14 protein-coding genes and 2 tRNA genes are annotated in these 15,087 nt (G+C 68.1%); 7 read left to right on the forward strand and 9 right to left on the reverse strand.

Annotation, left to right across the window (positions count from 1 at the left end):
* A partial coding sequence (locus VLA96_03550; GenBank protein HSE48264.1) for a hypothetical protein occupies positions 1 to 399 on the forward strand: 399 nt, incomplete at its 5' end.
* Between the two features lie 183 nt (positions 400 to 582).
* Positions 583 to 1,431, forward strand: a complete 849-nt coding sequence (locus VLA96_03555) for a transglutaminase-like domain-containing protein (GenBank protein HSE48265.1) — start codon at positions 583 to 585, stop codon at positions 1,429 to 1,431.
* 72 nt (positions 1,432 to 1,503) lie between these two features.
* Here the strand turns inward: VLA96_03555 and VLA96_03560 are convergent, their stop codons facing one another.
* The 3 genes from VLA96_03560 to VLA96_03570 are packed head-to-tail and all read right to left on the reverse strand — an operon-like array spanning position 1,504 to position 3,298.
* A complete protein-coding gene (locus tag VLA96_03560; GenBank protein ID HSE48266.1) occupies positions 1,504 to 2,187 on the reverse strand; it encodes a DUF3106 domain-containing protein in 684 nt (227 codons plus the stop codon).
* Between the two features lie 4 nt (positions 2,188 to 2,191).
* Positions 2,192 to 2,674, reverse strand: coding sequence for a hypothetical protein (locus VLA96_03565; GenBank protein ID HSE48267.1), 483 nt, complete (start codon positions 2,672 to 2,674; stop codon positions 2,192 to 2,194).
* 9 nt (positions 2,675 to 2,683) lie between these two features.
* Complete coding sequence (locus VLA96_03570) at positions 2,684 to 3,298, reverse strand: sigma-70 family RNA polymerase sigma factor (protein HSE48268.1); 615 nt, start codon at positions 3,296 to 3,298, stop codon at positions 2,684 to 2,686.
* Positions 3,299 to 3,491: 193 nt separating this feature from the next.
* Here VLA96_03570 and VLA96_03575 point away from each other — a divergent pair, with 193 nt between their 5' ends.
* Entirely contained in the window at positions 3,492 to 4,316 is an 825-nt protein-coding gene (locus tag VLA96_03575) for a glycoside hydrolase family 16 protein (protein ID HSE48269.1), read from the forward strand.
* 146 nt (positions 4,317 to 4,462) lie between these two features.
* Here VLA96_03575 and VLA96_03580 read toward each other — a convergent pair.
* Together VLA96_03580 and VLA96_03585 are read right to left on the reverse strand one after the other, a co-directional pair.
* A tRNA-Val gene (locus tag VLA96_03580) sits at positions 4,463 to 4,537 on the reverse strand.
* 22 nt (positions 4,538 to 4,559) lie between these two features.
* Entirely contained in the window at positions 4,560 to 5,552 is a 993-nt protein-coding gene (locus VLA96_03585; protein HSE48270.1) for an alpha/beta fold hydrolase, read from the reverse strand.
* A 68-nt stretch (positions 5,553 to 5,620) separates the two neighbouring features.
* On the opposite strand from VLA96_03585, the gene VLA96_03590 reads away from it, so the two are divergent.
* The gene (locus VLA96_03590) at positions 5,621 to 6,982 is read left to right on the forward strand and encodes a tetratricopeptide repeat protein (GenBank protein HSE48271.1); all 1,362 of its coding nucleotides are present in this window, start codon (positions 5,621 to 5,623) and stop codon (positions 6,980 to 6,982) included.
* Here VLA96_03590 and VLA96_03595 read toward each other — a convergent pair whose 3' ends face one another.
* Positions 6,983 to 8,131 carry a hypothetical protein gene (locus VLA96_03595; protein ID HSE48272.1) on the reverse strand — a complete coding sequence of 383 codons (1,149 nt, stop codon included), beginning with the start codon at positions 8,129 to 8,131 and terminating at the stop codon, positions 6,983 to 6,985.
* 118 nt (positions 8,132 to 8,249) lie between these two features.
* On the opposite strand from VLA96_03595, the gene VLA96_03600 reads away from it, so the two are divergent.
* Positions 8,250 to 8,324 (forward strand) — tRNA-His (locus tag VLA96_03600).
* 71 nt (positions 8,325 to 8,395) lie between these two features.
* Here VLA96_03600 and VLA96_03605 read toward each other — a convergent pair.
* The gene (locus VLA96_03605) at positions 8,396 to 9,661 is read right to left on the reverse strand and encodes a nucleotide sugar dehydrogenase (protein ID HSE48273.1); all 1,266 of its coding nucleotides are present in this window, start codon (positions 9,659 to 9,661) and stop codon (positions 8,396 to 8,398) included.
* A 215-nt stretch (positions 9,662 to 9,876) separates the two neighbouring features.
* Entirely contained in the window at positions 9,877 to 10,425 is a 549-nt protein-coding gene (locus tag VLA96_03610; protein ID HSE48274.1) for a 2'-5' RNA ligase family protein, read from the reverse strand.
* A 120-nt stretch (positions 10,426 to 10,545) separates the two neighbouring features.
* On the opposite strand from VLA96_03610, the gene VLA96_03615 reads away from it, so the two are divergent.
* Entirely contained in the window at positions 10,546 to 11,844 is a 1,299-nt protein-coding gene (locus tag VLA96_03615; GenBank protein HSE48275.1) for an alkaline phosphatase family protein, read from the forward strand.
* A gap of 3 nt (positions 11,845 to 11,847) precedes the next feature.
* Here VLA96_03615 and VLA96_03620 read toward each other — a convergent pair whose 3' ends face one another.
* Positions 11,848 to 13,683, reverse strand: coding sequence for a sulfatase-like hydrolase/transferase (locus VLA96_03620; GenBank protein HSE48276.1), 1,836 nt, complete (start codon positions 13,681 to 13,683; stop codon positions 11,848 to 11,850).
* A 46-nt stretch (positions 13,684 to 13,729) separates the two neighbouring features.
* On the opposite strand from VLA96_03620, the gene VLA96_03625 reads away from it, so the two are divergent.
* Positions 13,730 to 15,087 (forward strand): sulfatase (locus VLA96_03625; GenBank protein HSE48277.1); only part of this gene is annotated, 1,358 nt, incomplete at its 3' end.

Below are 15,087 nucleotides of genomic sequence, written 5' to 3' on the forward strand. Positions count from 1 at the left end.
GAGCCGGACCTCAGCGTTCCCGGCCACAAGAGCGTCTTCGTCATCGGCGACCTCGCCGCGCTCCGGCAGGCAGACGGACGTCCCGTGCCCGGCGTCGCCCCCGCGGCCATCCAGATGGGCCAGTGGGCGGCCAAGATGATCGTCCGCGACCTCGAGAACCAGCCGCGCCGCGACTTCACGTATCGCGACAAGGGCTCCTTGGCCACCATCGGCCGCGCCGCCGCCGTCGCCGACTTCGGCAAGCTGCACATCTCCGGGTTCATCGCCTGGATGGCCTGGCTGCTCATCCACCTCTTCTTCCTCATCGGCTTCCGCAACCGTGTCTTCGTGATGCTGGAGTGGGCCTGGAGCTACTTCACCTTCCAGCGTGGCGCCCGCCTCATCACCGACCCGCAATAAAGAACACAGCAGGTCGCAGAGGGCAAAGAGGCCTCTCTTATCTTCATCTTTCTCATGAATGAGGAAGGCCGGAAGCGGGATGGGTTCTATTCAGGTCAGTAAAGACAAGGAAAGAATTTCCTCTGCGTCCTCTGCGTCCTCCTGTTTTCATTTGGTTTTCTTGGATTGAGCGATAATGCGGGCGTGCGTTCCCACGCCGCCATTGCCGAGTACTTCGCCGCGCTCGTCGGCCAGCAGGTCGAGGACGAGCACGTCGACCTGCTCTGCGCCGCGCTCGCCATCGCGCGCCTCGAGTATCCCGACCTGCAGATCAAGCCCTGCATCGCGCAGGTAGACGCGCTCGCCGCCCGCGTCGCGGCCCGCATCCCGCACCCGGGGGACGAAGCCCAGACCATCGCCGCGCTCAACCACGTGCTGTTCGTGGAGGAGCGTTTCCGCGGCAACGACGCCGACTACTACGACCCGCGCAACTCCTTCCTGAACGATGTGCTCGACCGCAGGCTCGGCATTCCCATCACGCTCGCGCTGCTCTACCTGGAGGTCGCGCGCCGCGTCGAGTTCCCGCTCTTCGGCGTCGGACTCCCCGGCCACTTCCTCCTCAAACACTACGACCCTGAAGGCCGCCAGGTGGTGCTCGACCCCTACCACCAGGGCCGGCTGATGTCGCCGGACGACTGCCAGCGCCAGCTCGACCGCATCTACCGCGGCCAACTCCAGCTCGCCCCCGAGATGCTGGTCGCCGTCACGCGGCGCCAGATACTGGTCCGCATGCTCGCCAACCTGAAGGCCATCTACCTCGCGCGCCGCGACCTGCGGCGCGCGCTGCCGGTGGTGGACCTGGTGCTCGCCATCTACCCGCGCTCCGCCGAGGACGTGAAGCAGCGCGCGGTGCTGCGCTTCAACCTCGGGCAGACGCGCGGCGCGCTCGCTGATTTCGATGATTACCTGAAGATGGCGCCCGAGGCCTCCGACGCCGACGAGATCCGCCAGACCGCGCTCGCCATCCGCCGCCAGCTCGCGATGATGAACTGATGTGGCGCGCTCGTCCTCGAGCGCGCAAGAAAAAGCGCCGGCTCGCGCCGGCGCCGCCCACTTTCCACAGTCTCACTCCTCGCGCGGTTTCTCCACCTGGTTGGGCGGCAGCCGCGGGTTCAACATCTCCTCGCGCGGATCGCGCTCGTCGTCCCGTCGCGCCCCGGAGCGGTCATCGCCCGCCGGCGGCGTGAACCGCGACATCCCCCGCATCAGTTCGATCTCCTCCTTCGAAAAACTCTGCCCGAAGCGCTCGGAGCTGAACGTGCGCTCGCGCTCTTCCGGCGACATCTCGCGCAGGCTCTTCAACGCCCGCTTGACCATGCGCCGCCGCGGCTCCGGCATCTGCCGGAACTGCTCGAAGTAGCCGCGCATCTGCCGCTTCTGCTCGTCGGTCAGGTGCTCCATGTAATCCATGTTGCGCAGGATGCGCTCCTTGCGCTCCGGCGGCATGGTATTGAACTCCTGCAGGCGGCGGCGCAGCCGTTCCTGGCGCTCCGCCGGCAACTGCTGGAACTCGGGGTCGCTCGCCAGCGCCTTTTCCTGCTCCGCCGGCGACATCTTGGCGTACTTGCGCAGCCACGCGCCCGCGTGACGCCCGCCGTGGCCGCCGCCGAACCCGCGCACACCCCTCCCGTGCCGCTCGCCCTGGTACTGCGGCGGCTGGTCGGGTGCGCCTTGCTGGTCACCCTGCGCCCAAGCGAGGCTCGCCGCCAGCGCCAGGACCACGATCGGGATGTGCTTCCACAGCTTCATCGCATCACTGGTGTTGCTGCTGCGCTGCCAGGTCGTCGAGCAGGTCAAAATCCGCCAGCAGCTCTTCGTTCTTGTCCAGCGCCTGCAGGTCGGCGACCGCCGAGCCTTCCGTCGCCCTGGCCACGACGGTCGTGGTCGTCCCGGGCTGCGCGGGATCGGGCTGGCCGATATTGTAGAGCCCGATGCCGGCCGCCACGATCAGCGTGAACACCGCCGCCGCCGCCGGGCGCAGGAACGCCGGCGAGCGCAGCCATCCGAACAGGCCGCGCGGCTGCTCCGCTTCCTCGCGCAGGCGCGCGCGCAGCTTGGCGTCGAAGTAGGGCGAGACCTCGGGCGCCTTCCACTCATCGAGCAGCGCCATCGTCTGCTTCAGCTCGGCGAGCTTCGCCGCGCACGCCGCGCAGGCGGCGAGGTGCTGCTTCTGCTCGCCCGCCGGTTCTGCTCCGACAAGATCGAGCAACTGTTCGCGCATGTCTTCGCACTTCATAGCAACCACCTAAATGAACTCTGCCAGCTTCTCGCGCAACGTCTCGTAAGCCCGGAAGAGCAGCGACTTGGTCGCCGACTCGCTCAGCTTCAGGACCTTCGCGATCTCGCGGTAATCCATCTCCTGGTACTTGTGCATGATCACGGCCAGGCGCTGCCGCTCGGGCAGCTCGTCCACGTGCCGCCGGATCGCCGCCAGCCGCTCGCGCCGCAGCATCTGCTGCTCCACGTTCGGCTGCGCGTCGGCCACGTCGATGGTCTGGCCGGTCTCCTGGTCGGGCTCGTCGAGGCTCACCCCGGCCTTCTCGCCGCGCGTGTCGCGCGCGTGGTTCACCGCCAGGTTGGTCGCGATGCGATACAGCCAGGTCGAGAACTTCGCCTCCGCCGCGTACGTCTGCTTCGAACGGTAGACGCGCAGGAACACCTCCTGCGCCAGCTCCTCCGCCACGCCCTGGTTGTGCGCGTTCCGGTACATGAAGCTCACGATCGGGCGCCGGAATTTCTCCACCAGGTAGTCGAAGGCCGCATCGTCGCCGGTCTGCACGCGCAGCATCACCGCCGCGTCGTCGAGCTGGGCGTAATCCACCGGCGTCAGCATCCGCTGCCGGTCGCCACGCGCCCCCACAGGTACACCCGCGCCAATGGCCATGGTGCTCACAGGCGTAGAAACCCCTTTCGCAGCCGAAAGTTGCGCCCCCTCCGGACCCTCGGAAGGGCCGCCGGAGCTGCGGTTTTCGCGGTCGGCGGGCATGGCAGAAGGGGATTCTACACCCCGGCGAACGGACACCCAGGCCGGCCCGGCGTTACAATCCGCAGCGATGCGCGCGATCGCCACCCTGCTCGTGCTCGTGCTCGGACTTGCCGCGCGCCCGCCGGCTCACAGTTCCGCGCCCGCACCCGCCGCGTGGATCCCCACCTGGAGCGACGAGTTCGACGGGCCCGACGGCTCGCTACCCGACCCGGCGAAGTGGGTGATGGAGACCGGCGGGCACGGCTGGGGAAATCACGAGCTCGAGTACTACACGGCGCGGCCCGAGAACGCCCACCTCGAACATGGGAACCTCGTCATCACCGCGATCAAGGAGAAGCACATCGGCGCGGACGGGGTCACGCGCGACTACACTTCGGCGCGCCTCAAGACCGCGGGCAAGTTCGAGCAGGCGTATGGCCGTTTCGAGGCGCGCATCAAGATCCCGGCCGGCCAGGGCATCTGGCCGGCGTTCTGGATGCTCGGCCACGACATCGAGAGCGCCGGCTGGCCCGCGTGCGGCGAGATCGACATCATGGAAAACATCGGCAAGGAGCCGGCGACCGTCCACGGCAGCGCGCATGGTCCGGGATTTTTCGCCGGCCACTCGCTCACCGCGCCCTATTCCCTGCCCTCCGGCCGCTTCGCCGACAACTTCCACCTCTTCGCGGTCGAGTGGGAGCCCCAGGCGCTGCGCTTCTACGTGGACGGCCGGCTCTACCAGACGCGCACCCCTGCCGACGTCCCCGCCGGCGGCCGCTGGGTCTTCGACCACCCCTTCTTCCTGCTGCTCAACGTGGCGGTCGGCGGCGACTGGCCCGGCCCTCCGGACGACTCGTCCCGCTTCCCGCAAGCGATGTTGGTGGATTACGTCCGGGTGTATCGCGCGAAGTAGCACATAAGAGGAAGCTGAAGATGGTGGGCGCTGTAGGATTCGAACTTGAGCCGCTTTGCGGGCGTGAGGCCGCCGCGGCGACCGGGAGCCCGCAGGCGAAATCCTGAGCGGAGCGAAGGACCTCGTCGACGGACATCTAGGTGGGATGGTGGGCGCTGTAGGATTCGAACCTACGACTTCCACCGTGTGAAGATGGCACTCTACCGCTGAGTTAAGCGCCCACGCAGGAGTACGGCGGAGTCGTCATTTTACCAGACCGCTCAGGAACCTCACTACCTGCCGCTCCGCCCAGCGCCCGTCGTAGCCGTTCGGCGCCGCCAGGAACGCGCAGTGCCCGCCGTGCTCCGTCTCGATGTAGGTGATGTTCGGGTTGGCGAGCGCGCGGGCGCGCGTCTCCGCCGAGACGCGGATGAATGGGTCGTCGAGCGCGTGGATGATGAGCGCCGGCACAGCGATGCGGTCGAGGTACTGCGCCGCGGAGCAGCGTGCGTAGTAGTCGTCGGCGTCGCGAAACCCCGAATACGGCGCGGTGATCCGGTCGTCGAACTCGCGGATGCTGCGAATGCCCCGCGTCCGCCCGGGGTCGTACTTCCCCGGATGCAGCCGGCACTTCTTTCGGAAGCGCGCCTTGAGCTTGCGTACGAAGTGCCACTCGTAGGCGAAGTTCTGCGCCTCGCCCAGCGCGTCGGCCGACGCGGCCAGGTCCATCGAGGGCGAGACGGCGCACACTGCCGCCAGCTCCGGTGGCGTGTCTTTCCCCCAGGTGCCCGCGCGATACAGCACCAGGTTCCCGCCCATCGAGTAGCCGACCATCGCCACCCGCTTCAGCCCCTCCGCGCGGACCAGTTCCTCCAGCACCGCGCCGACGTCGGCGCCCAACCCGTTGTGGTAGAGCGTGGGCGCCAGCGACTCCGTCCCGCCGCACGTCCGCATGTTCATGCGGACGACGTTCATGCCGGCCGCATATGCCTTCGTCCCCAGGCCGTACATGTATTGCGACTCGCTGGACCCCTCCAGCCCGTGGACCAGCACCGCCGTGAGCGGCGCGGCCAGCCGGTCCGGCTGCCAGTGGCACTGGCACAGCACCTGCACCTCCGGTTCGACCTGGAACAGGCGCGCCTCCGGCTCAGGCAGCGCGTGCGGCCGCGGCAGGTAGTTCCCTGCCATGGTCTGCAGGTGCCCGGTCCGCAGGAAGCGCCGCGGGACGAACGGCTCGGTGATCGTCGGTTGGCTCACGGGTAGCTGTTCTCATTATGCCAGCGGCCGGAACGGAGGTATCATTCTCTCGCTCCCCCGGCCCAATCATGAGACGCACTCTTACCCTCGGCCTGGTGGTCGTGTCGCTGGCGGCGCTCGTCCTCGCTCAGGGCGGCGCGCTTTCGCAAGCCGACATCGACCGCCTGCTCTCCAACGGCGTGAGCCCGCAGCGCGTCTCCGTGCTGGTGGAGCAGCAGGGCGTCTCCTTCGCCCCCGACGCCAACTACCTCCGCGGCCTCGAACTGCGCTCTGATACCGACAAGCTCATCGAAGCCGTGAGAGTCGCGGGCGCCAAGTTCCTGAAGCCGCGCGCCGAGTCGAACCTGAAGACGCAGAAATGGACGCAGGCGGAGCAGGACTACCGCGCGCTGCTCGACCTCGCGCCCAACGACGCCTCCGCCCACGCCGGCCTCGGCAGCGCGCTCGTCCAGCAGGGCCGCGCCGACGCCTCGCTCTCCGAGTTCGGCAAGGCGCTGGCCGCCGAGCCCAACAACGCCGTCGCGCACCGCGGCATGGGCATCGCGATGACGCTGCGCAAGGACTACCCCGCTGCGCTCGCCGAACTGCGCAAGGCCCGCGACCTCGATCCGAACGACGCCATGACGCACGCCGCGCTCGGCGACGTGATGCTCGAGCAGGGCGAGGCCGATGGCGCCGTCCTCGAATTCAACCAGGCGCTCAAGCTCGACCCCGCGCTGCAGTCCCCGCGCGTCGGCCTGGCGCGCGCCTACGAGAAGAAGGGCGACCTCCCCGGCGCGGAAAGCAGCTATCGCGCGCTCCTCGCCCAGGATCCCCGGAATCCGGCCGTGAACTTCGGCCTCGGAAAGGTGCTGGAGAAGAAAGGCAGCAACCAGGAAGCGCTCAGCTTCTACCGCGTCGCCTACACCACCGAGCCCACCAACACCACCTATCGCGACGCCTACGAGAAGATGGTCGCCATCACGGTGAACGTCAACGCCAACCTCAACGTGAACGTGAACCAGCCGCCGCCCAAGCCCACCGGCACCGGCCTCATCCACGTGTACCGCACCAGCCGCTTCGTGGCCGGCATGGCGGCCTGGAACATCAGCGTCGACGACCACCCGGTCGGCAAGCTCGGCAACGGGCGCCACTTCACCGTCAAGGTGCCGGTCGGCAGGCACCTGCTGTTCTCCGAGCTGGGGCGCAACCCCATCTCCATCGACGTCCAGCCGGACCGCGAGTACTACGTGGAGGTCGAGCTCATCAGCGAGTTCTTCTCCGCCTACGTCGCGCTCAGCCTCAGGGATCCCTCGACCGGGCAGCGCGAGTTCTCCAGCACGCGCCCCATCGAGCCCAACCGCATCTACGACGCCGAGATGGTGGTGGAAGGCGCCGGCGGCAGCAGCGCCGTGCCCGACTCCGGCTCCGGCCTGAAGAAGTCGAAGTAGCTACTCGCCCTCCGCCGCCCGGGTCACCGGCGTCGGCGCCGTCGGCAGCGGATAGATCCCCAGCGAGCGCGCCGCCGCCACGTCCACCATCAGCAGCTCTTCCGGCTTCGACCGCTTCAGCCAGTACTGCGCCCGTTGCTCCGCCGCCGCGAAGCTGCCCTTCGGCAGCACCGTCAGGTCGAGGTACAGGATGTCGCGCGCGTTCGGGCCGAGCTTCACACCCGTGAAGGCGTGCCCGGGGATGATCACGATCACCGGCTTCATCCCGATGTTCTCCATCGCCGAGGCGAACGCCACCGAGACGTCCACGCAGTTCGCCGAGCTGAGCGCGAGCGTCTCGCGCGGCAAGCGCACCCGCTGCGCCTCGCCGGTGTAGCTGCCGAAGGTGAAGATGCTCGAGACGTAGCTGATGCCCGAGCGCCGCAGCGCGTCGAACACCGCCTTGGCCTGCATCCGGACGTCGGCCGGCGGGTTGTAGCCGCCCAGCCGGCCGTTGGGCGCGAAGCGCCGCGCCTCCGCCACCAGGCGCAGCACGCTTTCATCGTGCGGAGTCACCCAGCGCGCGATGAGCTGCGCGTTGGCGAAGCGCTGCCCCCAGTACAGGTCTCCGGCCGCGTGGATCAGCACCGGGCTGGCTTGCGAGAACACGGGCGCGTCCGCGCCGGCCGCCGCCGCGGTCACGTGCAGCTCGGCGCGCCGTATCTCCGTGTTGTCGAACGCGCGCGGCAGCAGGTCCGGCGTCAGCTCCAGCTTGCGCGTCTGCTGCGGCGGCAGCACCACGTTCACCGAGGCCCGCCGGCTCCACCCGGGGATCTCCGCCGTCACCGTCTGCACCACCGGCCGGTCCGACGTGTTCGTCACCGTCAGCACCGCCGCCGGCCAGTAGTCGCTCGGCTTGCTCGTCACCAGCGCCGGGAAGATCTCGCCGCGACCCGGCAGTTCGAGCCGGTACACCACCTCGAGCGGCGAAGCGGTCGCGCTCGAGCGCACCACCCTGGGCAGCGGCTCGAAGCGCGAAGGCCCTTCCGTCATGCGAAAGAAGTATGCCCAGCTCCAGCCCAGCGCGAACACCAGCACCGTCGTCGTGGTCAGCGCGGCCACTGCGACCACGCGCACCATGCGGTCCGAGAATCGCCGGCCGGAGTACATCGGTGGTTAGATGAGGAAGCGGCGGGCGATGCCGCGTGCCTTCCTCTGGTAGGCGCTGGCGACTCGCCGGCGCGGGCCGTCCGCAGCCCTCATGTAAAATAGAAGGACACGCCACACGGTGGGTATAGTTCAGTGGCAGAACGCCAGACTGTGGCTCTGGATGTCGTGGGTTCGACCCCCACTACCCACCCCAATCCTTCCCTCCAAACAAAAGCGCGGGCTGTTTGGCCCGCGCCAGGGACACGGCTTTCTGAGGGCGTTGGTTTACGCCCGGCCGATCGCCAGGTATTGGAAGCCCATGCCGCGCATGCGCTGCGCGTCGAGCAGGTTCTTGGTGTCCACCAGCACCGGCGTCCGTTGCAGCCGCTTGATGCGGTCGAAGTCGAGCGCGCGGAACTCGGGCCATCCGGTCGAGAGCACCAGCGCGTCCACGCCCTCCGCCGCGGCGTACGCGGTCTCGCAGTACTTCACCGTGCCGTTGAGCTCCAGCTTCGCGTCGTTGAGCGCCACCGGATCGTACGCGCGCACGTGCGCCCCGCTCTCCAGCAACCGCTTCGCCAGCGCGATCGACGACGAGCACGCCACCGAGTTGGTGTGCGGCTTGAACGCCAGCCCCAGGATGCCCACTTCCTTGCCCTGGAGCTGGCGCAGCGCCGCCGCCATCTTCGCGATCACGCGGTCCGCCACCGTGCGGTTCACCTCGCGCGCCGCGCCCACGATCCGCAGCGGCATCCCCGCCGAATTCGCCAGGTGCGACAACGCTTCCAGGTCCGACTCCACGAACTGCCCGCCCAGCGCCGCGCCCGGCTGCAGGCAGCGTGGCGCGATGCGCTTGTCCAGGCCCAGCGCCAGTGCCAGGTCCACCGCGTCGGCGTTCACGTGCTCGCACAGCCCCGCGATCTCGTTGATGAACGAGATCTTGGTCGCGACGAACGCCGTCGCCGCCTCCCGCACCAGCTCCGCCGTCTCGTATCCCGTCACGATGACCGGCACACCCCGCATCGCCAGCGGACGATAGATCTGCTTCATCACCGTGATGGCGTGCAGCGACCCGGTTCCCAGCAGGATGCGGTCCGGCCAGTTGAAGTCCTCGACCGCGCACCCCGAGGTCAGGAACAGCGGATGCGACACGATGGGGGTCTTCAGCCGCTCCGCCTCCAGCAGCCCTTCCAGCCGCCGCGCCGTCCCGACCGGCACCGGCGTCACCAGCACCAGCAGGCTCTCCGGACCGGTCAGCCGCGCCAGTCGCAGCGTGATCTGGTCGAGGTCGCGCGGAAAATCCTCCGCCAGGAAGATGACCTGCGCGCGCTCCGCGAAGCTCTCCAGGCTGGAGGAGTACAGCAGCCGCCCGGCGCGCAGGTTGCGCCGCACGATGTCTTTCAGGTTCTTCTCGTGGTAAGGGACGTCGCCGAACGGCGCCGCCGAGAGCGCGGCGTTCTCGTCATAGACCGTGACCGGCATGCCGAAGTCGGCCAGGCAGGCCGCCACCACGGTGCCGAGGTAGCCGGAGCCGTATATTCCGATATGCATGGCAAAGCCTCACGCGGGGATTCCGCTCTCCCGGCCTGCTCATTCACGGCTGGAGCCGCCGGGACGGGGGAGTTCTGGACTGTAGCGGCGTGAACACGAAGACTCTGCGCCCATCCCGGCGGCTCAACAAGATGTGGAAGGTGCTGGGCACTGCCCCGGCGAAAGGACATGTACCTGGCGCGCTCCCAGCCGCCCGGCAGGCCTGGAACCCTGGACTAGCGACTGGCGACTGTCTTCTTGCCCAGCCGCACCGGCGCCAGGTCCAGCCAGCGGCCCTCGGTGCTCTCGCGCACGAAGGTCAACTGCTCCACCAGGATGCGCTTGCTCCCGCGGTAGGCGCTCCAGCGCTCGGCCGCCTGCGCCCGCGCAGCCTGCGCCTGCTCCTCGCTCGCCATCTTCACGATGGTGAGGTGCGGCATGTAGGGCCACGGCTCGTCCTGCTGGAACAGCCGCGTGTTCAGCCGGTCGTGCAGCTCGCGCATCCGGTACGCGCCGTGCTCCACTTGGAGAAAGACCGTAGGGGTGACAGGGCAGAAGCTCGCGACCTCCCCGATCGCCACCTCGAAGGGCTCCACCCCGCGGCAGAGCTCGTGCAACGCCTGCACCGTCTCGCCCTCGCCCGCGATCAGCTGCCGGGGCGGCAGCATCGTCAGGTGCGCCGGCAGGTGTGCGTGCTCGGGATAGAGGTCGCGCCGCAGCTCCTCGACGAAGCTCCCGACTTCGTTCCTCACGTAGGCAACGACCGCGTACTGCGGCTGGCGCATGAGGCGGATTATAGCGAGTCTCTCTCCAAAGTGCCTGTCACCAGATTTTCACGATCAGAGCTGCCGCAGGCTCTTATAATGAGGTTCTGCAAACCAGCCAGCTCTAGGGAGAACCGGCCAATGAAACGTAGTGCCTTCTGCTTGTCCCTTCTTTTTGCCATCGTGCTTGCCCTGCCCGCCTTCGCCGGCGACCAGTCCGCCAATGCGAGCAAGGCCCGGCCCAAGGTCATCATGATCGGGCTCAACGGCGCCGAGCTCGACATCATGCGGCCGCTGCTGGTGCGCGGCGAGATGCCCAACCTCGAGAAGCTCATCGAGAACGGCATCTCCGGCAAGCTCAAGACGGTCTCGGCTCCCAACTGCCCCAAGGCCTACACCGCGATCGCCACCAGCGTCACCCCCGAGGAGAACGGCATCACCGGCTTCCTGGTCGGCGGCATCCCGGCCAACACCAACATGCTAAAGAAGCAGCCGCTCTGGGACATCCTCTCCAAGAACGGCGTGACCGTCGGCATGGCCAACGTCCCCGCCACCTTCCCCGTCATGCCGGTCAACGGCTACATGGTCAGCGGCATGATGACCCGCGGCAAGGGCTGCGAAGACGGCGTCCTGTGCGCCCCCAAGGTCTCCGAGGTCATGGGCGGCGAGGCCGTCTATCCGCGCGAGCTCAAGCAGGAGCTGATGACCAACATCGGCGACTTCCTCATCGACTGCTCCCGCATGCCCTCGCGCGCGCAGATCGAGGGCCAGGAGGCCAAGGTCGTGAAGGAGTGGCTCGCCGGCGTGCAGAAGATCCGCGAGACCCAGACCAGGATGTTCGACTACCTGCTCACCAAGCACCCCACGCAGTTCACCTTCTTCGTGCAGTCCTGCGAGGACCGCGTCGGACACTGGCTCTACCCCATCGCGCCCTACAACGTCGGCTATGACCCGAAGGTCGCCACCGTGGACGTCAACGCCTTCCCCGACCAGTACCGCGCCTTCGACAAGGTGCTGGGCGTGATCATGAGCCACATGGACCAGAACACGTACCTCTTCATCGTCTCCGACCACGGTATCAAGCCGCTGCGCTACTACGAGGCGCACGACGCGCATAAGGACCACGCCGGCACCACGCCCGTCATCGCCAAGCACGACTACGCCGACGGCGACGAGGTCCCGGGCTCGTTCTTCGCCATGGGACCCAACATCAAGAAGGGCGAACAGCTGGCCGGGCTGCCGGTCAGTGTGTACGACATCGCCCCCACTATCTTGTCCATCTATGGCATCCAGAAACCGATGGGGATGCAGGGGCGCGTCGTCACCGAGATCTTCACCGACGGCCCCAACAACAACCTCATCAAGGCCGAGCTGGCGCCCGACCGGCAGCCCAAGGCGGCCGAGCCCGGCAAGACCGAGGAGCACCACCACCAGCAGTAGGGCTTACTTTTTGGGATTCCTGGCGGCGCGCAGCGTCTTCGCTCGCGCCGCTGCTTTTTGCGCGAGTTGCGCCTTCCCGAGCGCGCGATACGCCTCGGCCTGCAGTTCGTAGATCTCCGCATCGCTCGGCATGAGCAGCGCCGCGGCTTCCAGCTGGTCTTCCGCCGCGCTGTAATCCTTCAGCTTGAGGAACGCGGCGCCCAGCAACTTGCGCGCCTCGGGCTGCCCCGGCATCAGCTTGAGCGACGTCTCCAGCATCTGCCGCGCGTCCGCATACTGCCCGAGCTGGTAGTGCGCGCGCCCCAGCGCCGCCGCCAGGGTGGCATCTTGCGGCCGCTGCTCCAGCGCCTGCGTCAGCAGCGGCGCCGCCGCGCGGTAGTTCGCTGCTTTCAGCTCCATCTGCCCGAGCTGCGCCAGCGCGAAGTACGACTTGGGATCGAGCTCCAGCACCTGCTCCAGCGCCTTGCGCGAGGCCGCGCTGTCGCCGTCCTCTTCCGCCATCATCGCGCGATGCAGCAGGTTCTGCTCCGCGATGTGGTCCTTGGGATCGGGCAGCAGCGAAGGCTCGCTCGCCGTTGTCTCGCCCACCTTCTCCGGGAAATATCCCAGCGCCTTCAGCTCGGCCACGGTCGCGGCCGGCACCGCCGCCGCCTGGTCCGGACGCCGCAGGTTCGCCGCCGCCAGCGTCTGCCGCAGCCGCTGCACCTCCGCGTTCCACGGCTCGTAGACGTTCTTCTTCTCTTCCGGGTCGGCCTTCAGGTCGTAGAGCTCCGCGCGCGGCGCCTCGATGTACTTGTGCCCCGCCGCCCGCACGCCTCGCAGCGGCGCCCAGCCAAAGCGCAGCGGGTAATCGGTCTCGGCGAAGGCCACGCGCTCGGCGGCATCGCCTCGCCCCCAGAGCGGCGCCAGGTCCGCGCCGTCGCTGGCCGCCATGGCGGGCAGGCCTAGCAGCGACAGGACCGTGGGCGCGATGTCGGTGGTGCGCACCTGCGTCGGCACCGAGACACCCGCGGCGTGCTGCTTCGGCAGCTTCACGATCAACGGCACGTGCAGGGTGGAGTCGTAGAGGAAGATGCCGTGGGTGTCCTCGCCGTGCTCGCCCAGGCCCTCGCCGTGGTCGCCCACCACGATGACGACGGCGTCGCGATACAGCTCGTGCGCTTCCAGGAAGCCGAGGAAGCGGCCGACCGCCGAGTCGGTGTACGCGACCTCGCCCTCGTACGGCCGCTCCTTGAAGCGCGCGGCGAACGGCGGCGGCGGATCGTAGGGGTCGTGCGGGTCGTAGAGGTGGATCCACGCGAAGCGCGGCCCCTTGGTCGCCGCGACCCACTGCTCGGCGCGCTTGACCACGTCCAGCGCGCGGCGCTCGACGCGCCCGTAGCGCGACTTGCCCGCCGCCTTCGCCGGGAAGTCGAAGTAGAAGTCGAAGCCGCGCCCGAAACCCGGCGCCAGCGTCTTGCTGTCGAGGATGACGGCGCCAATGAAGGCGCCTGTCTTGTACCCGGCGGCGCGCAGCGCGTTGGCGAGCGTCGGCTTGTCGGCGGCCAGGGGCAGCGCGAAGTCGGTGACGCCGTGGTGGCTGGGCAGCAGGCCTGTCAGGATGGTCGCGTGTGACGTGTTGGTGATCGGGCTGGGCGTGAACGCTTGCGCGAAGCGCACGCCGTCGCGGCACAGGCGGTCGAGGCTCGGGGTCTGCGCGTCCTTCGCGCCGAAGCAGCCGACGCGGTCGGCGCGCAGCGTGTCGAGCGTGATCAGGTAGACGTCGGGGCGGGGCGCCTGTGCCGCCGCCAGTGCGGTCGCGAACAGGAAAACGCCCAGGAGAAGCCGCGGGGAAGGCATCGCGGGCAGCCTACCACACCCAACATTTATAATCGCAGGACCGGCGATGCCCAACTGCAGGCCCATCTCCCCTTGGCGGCGCTCGCTTCCGCGCCTGGCGGCTTGCCTGCTGCTATGCCTCGCTTCGGCCGCGGCGCAAAAGCCCGCCGCCGCAAAGAGGCAGCCGCCCAACGTCATCTTTGTCACCATCGACACCCTGCGCGCCGACCATCTCGGCAGCTACGGCTATCGCGCCGCCCGCACTCCGAACCTCGACGCGCTCGCGGCCGCCGGCATCCGCTTCCAGAACGCCTACACGCCGGTCCCGGTCACGCTGCCCTCCCACTCCGCCCTCTTCACCGGCGCCTATCCCACCAAGACCGGCATGCACGACTTCAGCGCCAACAAGCTGAGCGCGGACGAGGTCACGCTCGCCACCGTCCTGCACCGGGCGGGATACAAGACCGGCGCCGTCATTGGCGCCGCCGTCCTCGATTCGCGCTTCGGACTGAACCAGGGCTTCGACTTCTACTACGACCATTTCGATTTCAACCGCCTGCTCGAGACCAACCTTGACGCGATGGAGCGCCCCGGCAACGAGGTCATGGACCAGGCCCTCGCCTGGCTCGACCAGAACAGTCGCGCGAAGTTCTTCCTCTGGGTCCACCTCTACGACCCGCACCATCCCTACAAGCCGCCCGCGCCGTACGCCGAGCAGTTCCGCGCGAATCCGTACGACGGCGAGATCGCCTTCGCCGACCACCAGCTCGGTCGCCTTCTTAATGTTCTCAAAACAAAGCACTTATACGGCAACACGCTGATCGTCGTGGCGGGCGACCACGGCGAAGGACTGGGCGACCACGGCGAGAAGACGCACGGCTTCTACATCTACAACAGCACCTTGCACGTGCCGCTCATCCTCAAGCTGCCCGCCGGCGACGCGCGCGCGAAGCCGCGCGTCATCCGCGACGATGTTTCTCTCGTCGACGTGATGCCGACCGTCCTCGAGCTGCTCGGCCTGGCGTCTCCCGCGGGCATGCAAGGCTCCAGCCGCGCCGCCTACTTTTCCGGCAAGACGCCGGAGAAGCCCAGCGAGCTCTACGCCGAGACCTTCATGCCGCGCCTTCACTTCAACTGGAGCGAGCTGCGCGGCCTGCAGAAGGGCGGCTACAAGTTCATCGACGCTCCCAAGCCCGAGCTCTACGACCTGCGCCAGGATCCGCGCGAGCTGAACAACCTGTTCGCGTCGAAGAAGGCGGTCTCGGAAGAGCTGCGCGCCCAGCTCACCGACACCGTTCGCCGCAACACGCCGGACCGCGAGACCGCCGAGCAGACCGGCCTTGACCCGGCGCTGGCGGAGCGCCTGAAGTCGCTCGGATACGCGGCGTTCTCCGGCGGCTCGGCGCGCGCCGCCCAGAGCAGCAA

The sequence above is a fragment of the Terriglobales bacterium genome (genome assembly GCA_035457425.1).
Taxonomy (GTDB): domain Bacteria; phylum Acidobacteriota; class Terriglobia; order Terriglobales; family Acidobacteriaceae; genus JACPNR01.

Bases quoted from the DNA above. Each gene is read 5' to 3' on its own strand.
- VLA96_03560 (HSE48266.1), bottom strand. From the start codon at position 2,187: ATGAAGCTGTGGAAGCACATCCCGATCGTGGTCCTGGCGCTGGCGGCG.
- VLA96_03565 (HSE48267.1), bottom strand. From the start codon at position 2,674: ATGAAGTGCGAAGACATGCGCGAACAGTTGCTCGATCTTGTCGGAGCA.
- VLA96_03575 (HSE48269.1), top strand. From the start codon at position 3,492: ATGCGCGCGATCGCCACCCTGCTCGTGCTCGTGCTCGGACTTGCCGCG.
- VLA96_03590 (HSE48271.1), top strand. From the start codon at position 5,621: ATGAGACGCACTCTTACCCTCGGCCTGGTGGTCGTGTCGCTGGCGGCG.
- VLA96_03595 (HSE48272.1), bottom strand. From the start codon at position 8,131: ATGTACTCCGGCCGGCGATTCTCGGACCGCATGGTGCGCGTGGTCGCA.
- VLA96_03605 (HSE48273.1), bottom strand. From the start codon at position 9,661: ATGCATATCGGAATATACGGCTCCGGCTACCTCGGCACCGTGGTGGCG.
- VLA96_03610 (HSE48274.1), bottom strand. From the start codon at position 10,425: ATGCGCCAGCCGCAGTACGCGGTCGTTGCCTACGTGAGGAACGAAGTC.
- VLA96_03615 (HSE48275.1), top strand. From the start codon at position 10,546: ATGAAACGTAGTGCCTTCTGCTTGTCCCTTCTTTTTGCCATCGTGCTT.
- VLA96_03620 (HSE48276.1), bottom strand. From the start codon at position 13,683: ATGCCTTCCCCGCGGCTTCTCCTGGGCGTTTTCCTGTTCGCGACCGCA.